This is a genomic window from Kutzneria sp. NPDC052558, from assembly GCF_044547355.1.
Taxonomy (GTDB): domain Bacteria; phylum Actinomycetota; class Actinomycetes; order Mycobacteriales; family Pseudonocardiaceae; genus Kutzneria.
Window position 1 is genome coordinate 14,135 of record NZ_JBIUAG010000050.1, and the last position, 12,922, is coordinate 27,056.

Annotated in this window: 9 protein-coding genes; 6 read left to right on the forward strand and 3 right to left on the reverse strand. The window is 71.3% G+C overall.

Going from position 1 to position 12,922, the window contains the following annotated elements:
* Window positions 1-88: 88 nt before the first annotated feature.
* Genes ACIG5F_RS45960 through ACIG5F_RS45970 form a run of 3 tightly spaced genes read right to left on the reverse strand, consistent with a single transcriptional unit; the run spans window position 89 to window position 4,991 of the window.
* Window positions 89-1,456, reverse strand: coding sequence for an MFS transporter (locus ACIG5F_RS45960; protein ID WP_396526580.1), 1,368 nt, complete (start codon window positions 1,454-1,456; stop codon window positions 89-91).
* On the reverse strand, window positions 1,453-2,913 hold the full coding sequence (locus ACIG5F_RS45965; protein ID WP_396526581.1) for an FAD-dependent oxidoreductase: 1,461 nt from the start codon (window positions 2,911-2,913) through the stop codon (window positions 1,453-1,455). Before ACIG5F_RS45965 ends, ACIG5F_RS45960 begins: the two co-directional genes overlap by 4 nt.
* Window positions 2,910-4,991, reverse strand: a complete 2,082-nt coding sequence (locus ACIG5F_RS45970; RefSeq protein ID WP_396526582.1) for a molybdopterin oxidoreductase family protein — start codon at window positions 4,989-4,991, stop codon at window positions 2,910-2,912. Before ACIG5F_RS45970 ends, ACIG5F_RS45965 begins: the two co-directional genes overlap by 4 nt.
* Before the next feature lie 449 nt (window positions 4,992-5,440).
* Between ACIG5F_RS45970 and ACIG5F_RS45975 the strand changes: the two genes are divergently transcribed.
* From ACIG5F_RS45975 to ACIG5F_RS46000, 6 genes are all read left to right on the forward strand, one after another.
* Complete coding sequence (locus ACIG5F_RS45975; RefSeq protein WP_396526583.1) at window positions 5,441-7,924, forward strand: nitrate- and nitrite sensing domain-containing protein; 2,484 nt, start codon at window positions 5,441-5,443, stop codon at window positions 7,922-7,924.
* Entirely contained in the window at window positions 7,921-8,349 is a 429-nt protein-coding gene (locus ACIG5F_RS45980) for a roadblock/LC7 domain-containing protein (RefSeq protein ID WP_396526584.1), read from the forward strand. The genes ACIG5F_RS45975 and ACIG5F_RS45980 overlap by 4 nt, the downstream gene beginning before the upstream one ends.
* Window positions 8,346-8,789, forward strand: a complete 444-nt coding sequence (locus ACIG5F_RS45985; protein WP_396526585.1) for a DUF742 domain-containing protein — start codon at window positions 8,346-8,348, stop codon at window positions 8,787-8,789. Before ACIG5F_RS45980 ends, ACIG5F_RS45985 begins: the two co-directional genes overlap by 4 nt.
* A 31-nt stretch (window positions 8,790-8,820) precedes the next feature.
* Window positions 8,821-9,381, forward strand: coding sequence for a GTP-binding protein (locus tag ACIG5F_RS45990; protein ID WP_396526586.1), 561 nt, complete (start codon window positions 8,821-8,823; stop codon window positions 9,379-9,381).
* Between the two features lie 14 nt (window positions 9,382-9,395).
* A complete protein-coding gene (locus tag ACIG5F_RS45995; RefSeq protein ID WP_396526587.1) occupies window positions 9,396-12,269 on the forward strand; it encodes a BTAD domain-containing putative transcriptional regulator in 2,874 nt (957 codons plus the stop codon).
* A 149-nt stretch (window positions 12,270-12,418) separates the two neighbouring features.
* Entirely contained in the window at window positions 12,419-12,892 is a 474-nt protein-coding gene (locus ACIG5F_RS46000) for a hypothetical protein (RefSeq protein ID WP_396526588.1), read from the forward strand.
* Window positions 12,893-12,922 lie beyond the last annotated feature (30 nt).

Below are 12,922 nucleotides of genomic sequence, written 5' to 3' on the forward strand. Positions count from 1 at the left end.
GTCGGTTGCCTGCGTTCAGTGAAGCGGGCTCGACTGAGTGCAGGCTGTGAGCGGACAACCGTTAGCTGGGAACTGTGTGTGAGAAGGCTTAGACGTTGGCCACGGCCAGGCTGGGCAGCTTGGCCACCGCGAAGCTGCGCCGCTGGTAGAACCACCAGGTGACGGCGAAGCACAGCACGTAGAACACGATGAAGCCGTAGAAGGCGTTGTCGGCCACCTTGGTCGCGGCGACGGAAGAGGCAATGATCCGCGTCACGAAGAACCCGCCGAACGCGCCGATGGCCGACACGATGCCGATCGCCGCCGCCGCCTCCCGCTTGCCCTTGCGCACGGCCTCCGAGGCGTCCGCGCCTTCCGCGGTCTCGCGCTTGGCCTGGGCCACGAAGATGGCCGGGATCATCCGGTACGTGGAGCCGTTGCCGAGGCCGGCCGTCACGAACAGCAGCAGGAACGCGCCGAAGAACAGGCCGAAGCTGCCGGACCGCTCGCCCACCACGACGAACACCGCGGCCACGCCCATCAGCACGAAGTTCCACAGCGTGACCCGGCTGCCGCCGATCTTGTCCGACAGCCAGCCGCCGACCGGGCGGGACAGCGAGCCGACCAGCGCGCCGAGCCAGGCGAAGTAGGTGCCGTGCACGGTCGGGAACTGAGTCTTGATCAGCAGCGGCAGCGCGGCCGAGAAGCCGATGAACGAGCCGAAGGTGCCGATGTAGAGGAAGGACATCACCCAGGTCTGGGACCGCTTGACCGCCGAGATCTGGGCCGGGAAGTCGGACTTGGCGGTGGCCAGGTTGTCCATGAACAGCGCCGAGCAGACCGCCGCCGCGATCACGAACGGCATGTAGAACAGGCCGGCGGCGGCCAGCCCGATGCCGGTGGTGGCGGCGATGATCAGCGGGATGATCAGCTGCACCAGCGCGGCGCCGAGGTTGCCGCCGGCGGCGTTGAGGCCCAGGGCGAAGCCCTTGCGGCTCTCCGGGTAGAAGAAGGAGATGTTGGTCATGGACGACGCGAAGTTGCCGCCGCCAAGGCCCGCGGTCGCCGCCGCGAACAGGAAGAAGCCGAAACTCGCGTGGCTGGTCACGGCCACCGTCAGCATGGCGCACGGGACGAGCAGCAGCAGCGCGCTGATGATCGACCAGTTGCGGCCGCCGAAGCGCGGCACCGCGAAGGTGTAGGGCAGCCGCAGCGTGGCGCCGATCAGGTTCGGCAGCGCGGTCAGCCAGAACAGCTGGTCCACGCTGAACTTGAAGCCGGCGGCGGGCAGCGAGAGCACCACCACGCTCCAGATGCCCCAGAGCGAGAAGCCCAGGTGCTCGGAGAAGATGGAGAAGATCAGGTTACGGTTGGCGATACGGCGGCCGGTCGCCGCCCAGAACCCCTCATCCTCGGGGTCCCACTGCTGAATCCAGGTGCGTCCGCCGCGGGCAGGTGCTTCGGTCGTGGTCGTCATGTCGCGTTGCAGCCCAACTTCTCGGGTTCGGTGAGGGGGTCCTGCTCGGCCAGCCAGCGGGACAGCGCGCACACGGTGTCCCGGCAGCCACCGCAGCCGGTGCCGGCCATGGTGGTGCTGACCAGGGAATCGAACGACCGGGCGCCGGCGTGCCACGCGCCGACCAGCCGGCCCTTGTCGACGGTGTTGCAGCGGCAGATCAGCGTCGAGGCCGGCAGCCCCGCCGGATCGGCCTCCGGGGCGCCGCCGCCGGCGGGCATGGCGCGGCCCAGCAGCAGCGCCATCCGGTCGGCGGGGGCGGGGGTGCCCCGGTCGTGCAGCTGCGTGACGGCGGCGGCCACATCGGGCGCCCCCAACACGATCGCGCCCGTGACCCGGTCGTCACGCAGCACGATCTTGGTGTAGCGGCCGCGGCTGGGGTCTTCCAGCCGGACCACTTCGGCGTCGGTGGTGTGCGGCTCGACGTGCACCTCGCCCATCGAGGCCAGGTCCACGTCACGGGTCTTGAGCCGTGTCACCGCCGGCGTTCCCCGGTAGCGGGCGTGCGGGTCCGCACCGGTCAGCAGTTGGGCCAGCACCGAGGCCTGCTCCCAGGCCGGCTGCACGAGGCCGCCGACGGTGCCGGGGTGTTGCGCGCAGTCGCCGATCGCGTACACGTCGGGCGCGGTGGTGCGCAATGAATCGTCGATGAGGACGCCGCGGTCGACGGCGATGCCGGCCGCATCGGCTAGGCCGGTCTCTGGCCGCGAGCCGGCCGAGACCACCACCACCTCGGCGGCCACCACGGTGCCGTCGTCGAGCTGGAGTCCCTTGCCCGGCAAGTACTTCGTCGCCGACTGCCCGAGCCGGAAGTCGATGCCCCTGGCCGCAAGCACCCGGGCCAGCACGTGCCCGCCGGCCGGATCCAGTTGGCGTTCCATCACATGGCCGACGGGATGCACCACGGTCACCGCGCAGTCGCGGCCGGCCAGGCCGCGGGCGGCCTCCAGGCCGAGCAGCCCGCCGCCGAGCACCGCGACCGGCGTGCCCCGGGTGGCCAACTCCACGAGCCGCCGGCAGTCGTCGAGATTGCGGAAGGCGACCACGCCCGGGGCCGGTTCGCCGTCGACGATCAGGCCATCGGCGGGCGGGATCCACGGGCTGCTGCCGGTGGCCAGCACCAGCGCGTCATAGTCCACAGTGGACCCATCGGTGAGATCGATCCGATGGTCGGATGGGTGGACGGCTGTCGCGGCCACGCCCAGCCGGAGGTCGATCCCGTTGTCCCGGGCCCAGTCGGGCGAGTGCAGCAGCACGGTGTCCGGCTCCATCGCCCCGGCCACCACGTTCGACAGCAGGACGCGGTTGTACGCCGGATGCCGCTCCGCGCCGATCACCGTGATCGACACAGCGGATCCGCGCAGGTGATCGGCCAGGCGGGCGCCGGCCATGCCGTAACCGATGATGGCGATCCTCATGCCGGCCCCAATCGCACCGCGCACACCTTGAACTCCGGCATTCGGCTGGTCGGGTCGAGCGCCGGATTGGTGAGCAGATTGGCCCGTTGCGCGCCGGGGAAGTGGAACGGCAGGAAAACCGTGTCCGGCCTGATGGTTGTCACGCAGCGCACCCGCGCGAGGACACTGCCCCGCCGCGAGGCGACTTCGGCCCACTGTCCATCGTGGACGCCGGCCAGCCTGGCCGTATCCGGGTGCACCTCGACAAACGCCTCGGGACTGGCGGCCATCAGCTCCGGCACCCGCCGGGTCTGCGCGCCGGACTGGTAATGCGCCAGCACGCGGCCCGTGGTGGCGTGCAAAGGGAATTCCGGGTCCGGCGGTTCGGCCGGTCCGGTGTGCTCCACCGGCTGGAAGCGGGCACGGCCGTCCGGGTGAGCGAATCGGTCGAGGAAAAGCCTTGGTGTGCCGGGATGATCGGCCGCGGGCACCGGCCAGTGCAGCGCCTCGCCGGCCCGCAGCCGTTCGTAGCTGACGCCGGAATAGTCGGCGGGACCGCCGGCCGAGGCCCGGCCGAGTTCGGCGAACACGGTTTCCGGATCGGTTGGGAATCGGTCAGCCGGTTGGCCCAATCGGATTGCCAGTCCGTGCAACACGTCCAGATCGCCGCGTACCCCGATCGGCGGCGTGACCGCTTTGCCGCGCAGCAGGATCCGGCCTTCCAGGTTGGTCATCGTGCCGTCCTCCTCGGCCCACTGGGTGACCGGGAATACGACGTCGGCGACGGCGGCCGTTTCGGACAGCACGAAGTCCGAGGTGACCAGTAGTTCGAGTGATTCGAGTCGGCGCCCGACATGTCCGGCCCGGGGCGCGGACACCACGACATTGCTGCCGAACACCAGCAGAGCCTTCGGGCCCTGTTCGGCGCCCAGCGAATCGAGCAATTCGTACGCCGACGGGCCGGGGCCGGGCAGTTCGGCCGGGTCGACGCCCCAGACGCCGGCCACGTGGGCGCGGGCCGCCGGGTCGTCGATCCTGCGGTATCCGGGCAGCTGGTCGGCCTTCTGCCCGTGTTCCCGGCCGCCCTGCCCGTTGCCCTGCCCGGTCAGGCAGCCGTAACCCGAGCCGAGGCGGCCGCAAAGTCCCAGCGCCAGGCCCAGATTGATCCAGGCCGACACGGTCGCGACGCCGGTGGCGTGCTGCTCGGCGCCGCGCGCGGTGAGCACGTATGCGTTGCGCGCCTGGGCAAGCAGGGCGACGGCGGCCCGCTGGTCGGCGGCCGGCACACCGGTGATCCGCTCCACCCGCTCCGGCCACCAGGCGGCGGCGATCCGCCACACCTCGTCGAATCCCGTTGTGCGCTCGGCGATATAGCGGTGGTCGAGCAGCCCGTCGGCCACCGCCGCGTGCAGCATGCCCAGCGCCAGCGCGAGATCGGTGCCCGGGGCGGGCGCGAGGTGCAGGGACGCGGCCTCGGCGGTGGCCGTGCGCCGCGGGTCGACGACGATCAGCCCGCCCTTGTCGGCGGCCGGCCGCAGGTGCCGCATGAACGGCGGCATGGTCTCGGCGACATTGGCTCCCACCAGCACAATCGCGTCCGCCTCGGCCAGATCGGCGACGGGGAACGGCATTCCGCGGTCGGTCCCGAAGACTGCGATGCCGGCGGCGGCGGCCGAGGACATGCAGAACCGGCCGTTGTAGTCGATCTTCGAGGTGCCCAGCGCCAGGCGGGCGAACTTGCCGAGCTGGTAGGCCTTCTCATTGGTGAGCCCGCCGCCGCCGAACACGCCGACCGCGTCGGCGCCGTGCCGTTCGCGCAGTTCGCGCAGGCGCAGGGCCACGTAGTCCAGGGCCTCGGTCCAGCCGACCGGTCGCAGCGGGGCGCCGCGGTGCTCGCGCAGCAGCGGCGTGGTCAGCCGGCCGGGAGTGGTCAGCAGCGTGGCCGCCGTCCAGCCCTTCTGGCAGAGCCCGCCCCGGTTGGTGGGGAACTCGCGGGGCGCGACCGTCGTCTCGGCCGGCTCGTCGCGGACGACCATGCCGCACTGCAGCGCGCAGTACGGGCAGTGGGTGTCGACCTCGACTCGTGCGCCGACCGACATGGTTGGACCTCCACGGGATCGCGAGGCTTCGGCGGCACGGAGCCTCTCAACGGCGTGCTCCCGACGCCGTGAATCAGGCGTAAAAGGCCTGTTCCGACGTCCTCTCAGCGCGAGATTTGGACCGGTGCGCTCCCCGCGGCGCAATCACCGGGAGGCAAGCTAGCACGACCGCACAGCGCCCGAAAAGTGGCGGTGAGACGGTCGGTGAAAACGTTCACCGACAGTAGTGTTAGCCGAGTTTTTGTGATTTAGATGCCAGTTGGCGGTGTCGTCCATCCGCCATTTGACATTACGTGTGTGACTATGTGATGCGGCTACGCCGTTCGCGGTATTGACAGTCCTTGTGACGATGTGAAAGCTTCCCTGCTACTGGGGCTGGATGGCGCATTCGCGGCGTTGTGGGTGCGTTTCAAGTTCCTGCATGCGCGTTTCAAGGACAGGAGCACGTGGTGAGCGCACGGCACCGGCCGGCCATCGGCGAGGTCGATGGCCCGGCATCCGGCGGGCTGGCGACACTGGTCAGACCCGGCACCATTCGGGGCCGGCTGGCCCGCATCCTGGTGTTCTCCCTGGTCCTGGTGCTGGCGCTGCTCGGCGTGACCATCGCCGGCCAGGTGAGCTCCTACCTGGCCGCCGGCGACACTGTGAGCTCGGTGTCGCTGGCGCTGAAGGTCCAGGACTTCGTGCACGAGGTTCAGCGCGAGCGCGGTCTGACCAATGGCATGCTCGGCGGTGAGACCCGGTTCCAGAAGACGGTGCTGACCCAGCGCACCGCCACCGACAAGGCGCAGACCGCGCTGAACCAGGCCCTGGCCGACGATTCCGCGCCCGGCGTGACCCAGGTGCGCGACGCGTTGTCTCACTTGTCCGGCCTGACCTCCACGCGTGAGAGCGTCGACGCCGGCCGCGCCGACCGCGGCGCGACGTTCAACTACTACACGGAGGGCATCGCCGCCCTCAACGGCCTCCAGCTCGGGCTGGACCAGGCCCAGGACCCGCAGCTGCGCCGCGGCCTGCAGGCGCTGTACGCGCTGGCCGACGCCAAGGAGTACACCGGCCAGGAGCGAGGCTTCCTCAACGGTGTGTTCGCGGCCAACAAGTTCGGCGCCGGCGAGTACATCCACTTCACCGAGATCCGGGCCAGCAAGCAGGCCGGCCTGACCGAGTACGCCCGCTACGCCACGCAGCCGCAGCAGGCGGCGCTGGACGAGGCGCTGCGTTCCGACAACGCCACCAAGGCCGCCGCCTCCGAGGCCGTCGCCATCGCCTCCACCCGCGGTCCGATCGAGACCCAGACCGACCCGGTGCAGTGGTGGTCGTGGATGACCGCGGTCATCGACGCCGAGCGGGCGGTGCAGCAGAAGGTCGGCGGTGACCTGACCACCCGGGCCCAGGACCTCCAGGGCCAGGCCAGCACCACGCTGGCCGTCTTCCTCGGGCTGGCCCTGCTCGCGGTGGCGGCCGAGATCGTGCTGGTGATCAGCAGTATCCGCTCCATCGTCCGCCCGCTGGCCGCGCTGGCCGTCGAGGCCGACGACGTGGCCCGCCGCCGCCTGCCGGCCTCGGTCGCCGCCTGGCACCAGCCGGGCGAGATCGAGCCGGAGCCGCCGCAGCCGGTGCAGACGCCGCGCAAGGCCGGCGCCGAGATCGCCTCGGTGGCCCAGGCCCTGGACCGGGTCCAGACCACCGCCTTCGAGCTGGCCTCCGAGCAGGCGCTGGTCCGCCGCAACACCACGGAGTCGCTGGCCAACCTGGGCCGCCGCAACCAGAACCTGGTGCGCCGCCAGCTCAACTTCATCAGCGAGTTCGAGCAGGAGGAGCTCGACCCGTCGGCGCTGGGCAACCTGTTCGAGCTGGACCACCTGGCCACCCGCATGCGCCGCAACGCCGAGAGCCTGCTGGTGCTGGTCGGTGAGACCAGCCCGCGGCGCTGGGCCGAGCCGCTGTCGCTGTCCGACGTGATCAGGGCCGGCCTGTCCGAGGTCGAGGACTACCGCCGGGTGGTGCTGCGCCGGGTGGACGAGGCGCTGATCGCCGGCGCGGTGGTCAGCGAGCTGGCCCACATGCTGGCCGAGCTGATCGAGAACGGCCTGGCCTTCTCGCCGCCGGACCTCGAGGTCGAGATCTACGGCCGGCGCGTCGCCACCGGCTACATGCTCGCGGTCGTCGACCACGGCGTCGGCATGTCCAAGGAGCAGCTGGCCAAGGCCAACGCCCGCCTGCGCGGCGAGGAGGACTTCATCGTCGCGCCGACCCGCTTCCTCGGCCACTACGTGGTCGGCCGGCTGGCCCAGCGCCTGGGCATCGAGGTCGAGCTGACCGTGTCGCCGGTCAGCGGCATCGTGGCCCGGCTGCTGCTGCCGGTGGACATCCTGGCCGAGAACAAGCCGGAGACGCCCAAGCAGGCCGAGATCAAGTGGCCGAGCTCGGAGCCGGAGGCCCCGGCCCTGTCCTCGACCGGCGTCGGCGAGATCGCGCCGCTGCGGGCCGACAGCGTGCAGCCGATGACGTTCACCGAACGTCCGGCGCCGCAACAACAGCCTCAACCCCAGCGGCCGACGCAGCACCAGCCGCAGCCGCCGACGCCGGTGCGCACCCGCCAGGAGCGCCTGTCCGGCACGCCGGTCACGCCGCCGCCCGCCGCCGCCGCGGCCCCGGTGGTGCCCGCGCAGCCGACGCCGGTGGAGGCCTCGCCCGACGGCGACGCGCCGGTGCAGCGCACCAAGAACGGCCTGGTGAAACGGAACCGGGGCCGGGCCGAGGAACCCACGTCGTCGCGGCCGGCCGCGTCCAGCCGCCCGCCGACCGCAGTCGAGAAGCGCTCGCCCGACGAGGTCCGTTCGATGCTGTCCAGCTTCAGATCGGGCCACCAGCGCGGTGAGCGCGGACCGCTGCCAGCACGAGTCAACACCACCCAGGAGGAGCACCGGTGACCGCCGAGGTGCAGCACGCCGACCCGCACACGTTCAACTGGTTGCTGGCCAACTTCGTCCGGGGCACCGACGGGGTCCGCGACGCGGTGGCGGTGTCCTCCGACGGCCTGCTGATCGCCATGTCCGAGGGCTTGGACCGGACCTCGGCCGACCGGCTGGCCGCCCTGGTGTCGGGCTTGTCCAGCCTGGCCAAGAGCGCCTCGCGCAACTACGACTTCGACGGCCTGAAGCTGATCATGATCGAGATGAAGCGGGGCTTCCTGCTGGTCTCGGCCATCGACGACGGCAGCTGTGTCGGCGTGATCGCCGACAGCAAGTGCGACATCGGCCTGGTGGGATACGAGATCGCGGTGTTGGCCGACCGCGCCGGCGCGTTGCTCACGCCGGCGTTGATCTCCGAGTTGAGAGAGACGCTACGGCGATGAGCAGCGAACAGCCGCGTGTGCCGGACCCCCGGATGATCCAGATGAACCAGGCCCCGTCCTGGTTCTCCCCGAACACCCCGGTCCAGCCGCAGCCCGAGCCCGAGCCGCCGGCCGAGGCCAGGGAGTCGTTCGTCCGGCCGTTCATCGTCACCGGCGGCCGGACCATGCCGCTGCGCGACGACCTGCGCATCGAGACGCTGGTCGTGGCCAACCGGGCGGCGCTGACCGCGCCGCTGCGGTTCGAGCTGCTGACCGTGGTGCGGCTGTGCCAGCAGCCCCGCTCGGTCGCCGAGGTCGCCGCCACGCTGCACGTGCCGCTGGGCGTGGCCAAGGTCGTCATCGGCGACCTGATGGCCGCCGGGCACGTGACCGTGCACCAGGCGACCCAACTCGCCGTCTCCACCATCGAGAGGATCAGGGACCTTGTCCGGGCGCTCTGAACACGGGCCAACGACCGTCGGACCGACGTCGGTGAAGATCGTCATCAGCGGCGGCTTCGGCGTCGGCAAGACCACCCTGATCGGGGCCATCTCGGAGATCGAGCCGCTGGTCACCGAGGCCGACATGACCGAGAGGTCGGTCGGCGTGGACAATCCGAGCAATCTCACCGACAAGCACACCACCACGGTGGCGCTGGACTTCGGCCGCATCACCCTGGACTCGTCGCTGATCCTGTACCTGTTCGGCACGCCCGGCCAGGACCGCTTCGTGTTCATGTGGGACGACCTGGTCGAGGGCGCGCTGGGCGCGGTCATCCTGGTCGACACCGGCCGCATCGAGGACTGCTACCCGGTGCTGGACTACTTCGAGCGCCGGGACACCCCGTTCATCGTGGCGGTCAACCACTTCCCGGGGCAGCGGGAGTTCGACCTGGACGAGGTGCGCGAGGCGCTGGGCGTGGACGAGTCCATCCCGCTGGTCGCCTGCGACGCCCGCGACCGCGAATCCGTCAAAGACGTGCTGGTCACGGTCATCGAGCAGGTACTGTTGGCCCGGCTGACCGCTCCGCCCGAGGTCAGCGCCACACACTGAAGGCAGGTGCGGCCGTGCGGTACGGGTTCCTCGGACCACTTGAGGTCACCCGCACCGGCCGGCCGGTCACGCCCAGCACGCCCCAGCAGCGCACGGTTCTGGCCCTGCTGCTGGCCAACGCCGGCAGCTGGGTGTCGCTGAGCACCATCGTCGACGAGCTGTGGCCGTCGGGCATTCCCCGCAGCGCCAAGGTGATCGTCCAGGTCGCGGTGTCCAAGCTGCGCAAGGTGCTGCCGCCCGACGCGATCCGCACCGGGCCGTCGGGCTATTTGTTGACGCTTGACGGTTGCGAGTTCGACCAGTCGGAGTTCGTGGCCGAGGCCCGGCGCGGCCGCGAGTTGGTGGCGGCCGGGCGGTTGGCGCCGGCGCGGGAGCTGCTGAGCGCGGCGCTGGGCCGGTGGCGCGGGGACGCTTTGCGGGACGTGGCCTGCGGTCCGGTGCTGGCCGCGCACGCCCGCTGGCTGGAGGAGCTGCGATTATCCACTGTGGACAGTCGGGTGCGGATCGACCTGGCCGCCGGGCGCTGTCACGACGTGATCGCCGAGCTGACCGTGCTGCTGGCCCGCGACCCCGGCCAGGAGGTGCTGGCCGGCTCGTTGATGGTGGCGCTGCACATGGCCGGGCGGGCGGCTGAGGCGGCGGAGGTGTTCGACCGGGTCGCGGCCTTCGTCGAGGCCGATCCCGGGCCGGTGTTGCGGCGCTTGGTCACGGATCCCTCGTCGTGGGAGCTGCCGCGGGCGGCGGCCCGGATTGCCCAGCTGCCGCCGGTGGTCGCCGATTTTGTCGGACGCTTCGCCGTTCCCTCCGGCCCGTTGACCGTCCTGTGTGGACCATCCGGGGCGGGCAAGACCGCGTTGGCGGTGCGGGCCGCCCACGACCGGCGTTCGGACTTCGCCGACGGCCAGTTGTACGCCCAGCTCGGCGGGGTGGAGACGACCGAGGTGCTGGGGGCGTTCCTGTCCGCCCTGGGCTGCGAGGCGCCGTTCGGCCTGGTGGAGCGGCAGCAGCTGTTCCGCAGCGTCACCGCCGATCGCCGGATTCTGGTTGTGCTGGACGGGGCTTCGTGTGAGGCCGAGGTTCGGCCCCTGCTGCCCGGCGGGGCCGGGTGCGCGGTGATCGTGACCTCTCGCAGCCGGCTGTCCGGGCTGGAGGGCGCGGTGGTCGCCGAGGTCGGCCCGTTGACGGAGCCGGAGGCGGTGGCGCTGCTCTCGGCCGTCGCCGGCGCGGAACGTGTTGCGGCGGAACCGGAATCCGCGCTGGAGCTGGTCCGGCTGTGCGGCTGCCTGCCGCTGGCGGTGCGGGTGGCCGGCGCGAAGCTGGCGTCGGCCAGGTTTTCCTTGGTGCGGGAATTAACTGAGCGGTTGGCCGACGAGCGGCATCGGCTGGCCGAGCTGAAGGTCGGCGACCTGGACGTGCGGGCCGGCGTCGAGCTCGGCTACTCGGCCTGCGATCCGTTGCAGCGCAAGCTGGTGCGATTACTCGGCTGGTTCCCTTCGGTGGATCTGCCGGAGTGGGCCATGACCGCGCTGCTCGGCGCGGACGCCGCGCAGGCCCTGGCCGGCCTGGTCGAGGCGCAGCTGGTGGCGGTGACCGGGCGGGACGGGTTGGGGCAGCTGCGCTACCGCCCGCACGAGCTGATCCGCGTGTTCGGTCACGAACGGCTGCTGGTCGAGGAACCGACCCGGCTGGCGGCGCTGGACCGTCTGATCAAGTCCTATGTGGACATAGCCGTGCGGGTCGACCGCAAGCTGCCGGTCGGCCGTTTTCCCCTCGCCCCGCCGGAAAAGGTCGCCGATCCGGCGGTGGTGCGGCGGGCCGAGGCGGATCCGCTGGCCTGGCGGGCCGCCGAGGCCGGGATGCTGCGCTGCCTGGTGCGGCTGGCCCACGGGCACGGTCGGTGGGCGCTGGCCGGCCGGCTGGCCGAGGTCAGCGCCGGCGACCCCGGCGACCGGCGCGTCGAGGTCATCGGCCTGCTTTCGGCCCGGCGCACCGGAAATCGCCGCGCCGAGGCCGTCAGCCTGTGCCGGCTCGGCGACCTGCACTGGGAGACCTACGGCCGCGCCACCCGGGCCCGCGTCTACTACGACATCGCGTGCCGCATCTTCACCGGCCTTGACGACCACTCCGGCCTCGGCCGGGCCCTGGCCGCCCGGGCCGACATCGACGTCGAACGCGGCGACATCGAGCTGGCCCAGGTCGCCCTGGAGGACGGCCTGACCATGCTGCGCCGGGTCGACGACCAGATCGGGCAGGCCGATGTGCTGCGCCAGCTCGGCGCTCTGCTCGCCGACCGCGGCCAAGCGCGGGCCGCCACCCGCTGCTTCGAGGACAGCCTCCGCCTGGCCCAAGGGCTCGGCGACCGCCGCAGGCAGGCCCACGCCGGCAAGCAGCTGGCCGATGTGTTGCGGCGCAACGGTGATCACGACCGGGCCGGCGCGCTGCTGGAGGCGGCGCTGGCCGACTGCGTGCGGTTGGCCGACCGGCACTGGGAGGCGCATGTGCGGCGCAGCCTGGGGGAGCTGTCCGACGAGCAGGACCAGCTGGCGCGGGCCTTGGCGATGTTCGAGGAGTCCGGGCGGGACCACGCGACCGCCTACGCCTTGCGGTCGCTGGGGGAGTGGCACCGGCGGCGGGGCCAGGACGACCGCGCGACCGACCTGCTCACCGCCAGCCTCAAGGCGTTCGAGGGCATCGACGACCGCCGCGGCCGCGCCTATGCCTTGCTGGGCCTGGGACAACTCCGCCACCGCGCCGGGGATCCCGTCGCCGGCCGCCGTGCCGTCCGCGAATCCCTGCGCCTGTTCACCGCCCTCGGCTTCACCTTCTGGCAGTCCGAAGCCCGCCACACCCTCCGTGCCCTGACCACCCCCGCGAGTTCACCCCGCTGATTCAACACTGTGCGGCATGCCGAACTGCTGAAACCGTTTCATCAGTTCGGTATGCCGGTGGGCGGGACTCGCGGGGGTTCGCGTTTAGCGAGCATTTAACGGGGGTGGTTTCACTGGCGCTCCCCTGCACGCACCCGAGGAGTGTCTTGATGAGAGCCCTGTTGGTCGCCGCGGCCGTGGCCGGATCCCTGCTGGCCGGCGCCGGTGTCGCCGCCGCCGCCCCGGCCGTGACCAAGCTGACCCAGTCCCAGGCCGCCGCCCAGCTCAGCGCGGCCGGCGTCACCTGGTCCTCCAGCGGCAACTGCACCACCCGAACCAACTCGCACTGCACCTCGTTCGACCAGATCAACGCCAGCACGGTCACCGGCGTGGTCACGCTCAAGCACGCCAGCGGCTGCGCCATCAACATCACCGGCGGCACCGAGGTCGGCCACGCGGCCGGCACCTACAGCCACTACAACGGCTACAAGGTGGACATCTCGCACAACAGCTGCATCGACGGCTACGTGCACAACAGCTTCAGCTACATCGGGCTGCGCGGCGACGGCTACCCGCAGTGGCAGTCCGCGGCCGGCAACCTCTACTGCGACGAGGGCAACCACTGGGACATCACGTACTTCTGATCTCCGCGCTTCTGACGCGCGGCGGCCATT